The organism is Amycolatopsis circi (assembly GCF_003385235.1).
In the GTDB taxonomy this organism is placed as follows: domain Bacteria; phylum Actinomycetota; class Actinomycetes; order Mycobacteriales; family Pseudonocardiaceae; genus Amycolatopsis; species Amycolatopsis circi.
Genome location: NZ_PQIA01000292.1, coordinates 1 through 1,258 on the forward strand (window position 1 = coordinate 1; position 1,258 = coordinate 1,258).

The window sequence follows — 1,258 nt, forward strand, 5'->3', positions numbered from 1 at the left end:
GGCGGGGAGCAGTGGTGGTCATCGGTTCCCCCTGCGTGCTCGTGCGCGGCAATCCCGGTTAGAACCGGCATCGCCACTCACGACGATGGTCGTTGCGCTCATCGCGTCCCGCCGATCACCGTCGACCGGTGGGTGCCCGCGCGGCACAGCAGGCCCCACACCTCGGGCATCGGCGTCTTCGGACCGGCCACCACGACGCCCCAGCCCGCCCCGCGCAGCAGCTCCGCCGATTCCTTCGTCGCCGCGGCGAGGTGGTCCGGCGAGGCCGAACCCGCCCACGCCGGAGTGTCCAGGAGAACGGCGAGGCTGCGGACCCCGCGCGCCCGGTACCGCGTCAGCTCGTGCACCGATTCCGTGCTCACCGTGCCCAGGATCGCGATCAGTTCCTGCCCCTCGGCCGGATCGTGGCCGAGCGTCACGTCTCGCTGGTGCGCCGGCTGGAGCGCGGCCAGCGCGTCGAGCACCAGGTCGTCGTAGCCCTCGCCGCCGTCGCCGGGGGAGTCGGCCAGCGAGACGCCGTGCTCGGTCACCAGCCGCACCCGGTGGCCGGTCCGCCGCAGATGCAGCGACACCGACGCGGCGAACGACACCGCCCACTCCAGGCTCGCCGTCGGGCCGCTCCCGTGGTGCGCGGCCGCGCGGTGGTCCAGCAGCACTGTCGTGCCGCCGCGCCACGGGCGTTCCTCGATGCGGACCATGATCTCGTCGCGGCGCGCGGTCGAACGCCAGTGCACCTTCCGCATGTCGTCGCCGGTCCGGTAGTGCCGGACGATCACGTCCGGCTCGCCCTGCCCGGAATGCAGCCGGACGCTTCCGTCGTCGCCCGCTCCCGCTCCGGCGCCGCCGGGCAGACCCCACAGCGGCACCACGCGCGGCACGACGACCAGCCGCGAATGGCCGATCAGCTCCCGCTCGAACTCGCAGAGCCCGAACGGGTCGGTGATCGTCGCGCGCAGCGGCCCGACCTGCTGGATCCCGCGCATGGCCGGCCGCAGCGGATACCGCAGCAGCACGCGCCGGTCGTGCGGCAGCCGCTCGACCACGAAACGCGGGCGGGCGCCCAGCGCGTACGGCACGCCGTCCTCCAGCAGCACCTCGCCGCCGGGCAGCCGTCCGCTGCGCCACAGTTCCAGGTCGACCTCGCCGGACGAACCCGCCGCGACCCGGTCCGGGCGCAGGGAGCGCGCGGCGCCGAGGCGCAGCCGGGTCGCCGAGATGTAGGCGGCGACCAGCAGCGGCCTGTCTCTGACACACATCT

General features: G+C 74.4%; 1 protein-coding gene. It reads right to left on the minus strand.

What is annotated here, in order from left to right:
• Positions 1 to 98: 98 nt before the first annotated feature.
• Positions 99 to 1,258 (minus strand): DUF58 domain-containing protein (locus tag D0D37_RS46325; protein ID WP_162834824.1); only part of this gene is annotated, 1,160 nt, incomplete at its 5' end.